General features: G+C 27.3%; 1 pseudogene. It reads left to right on the forward strand.

Features of this window, described 5'->3' with window-relative positions:
• Positions 1-330 (forward strand): annotated as a pseudogene (locus HMPREF2930_RS00465) (IS5/IS1182 family transposase); the annotation flags it as partial.

Consider the following 330-nt stretch of genomic DNA (forward strand, 5'->3'; position numbering starts at 1 on the left):
ATCGATATACATTTGTATGGAAAAAGAGTATTCAAAACCATGAGACAAAAATGAATGAAGATTCTAAAGCACTCTATCATGAATTGATAACAAATAAAATCATACCTGAGATTAAAAAAGATCACGATAATGACTTAACAAAGGAAGAAATAGATTTGATTGGTAGTCATTTGGATAAAGAAATCGAAGATTTAAATCAACATATCGATAATGAAAAATGTACTAAAATAAGAAAACAAATACGGCTCAAAAGAACTAAAATTAAACAATACAAAAAGCAAATTAATGATTACTCTGGGCGAAAGCATAAATACGACGTCCAAAAATCTA

Origin of the sequence: Staphylococcus sp. HMSC068C09 (assembly GCF_001813735.1) — a bacterium.
GTDB lineage: Bacteria > Bacillota > Bacilli > Staphylococcales > Staphylococcaceae > Staphylococcus > Staphylococcus hominis.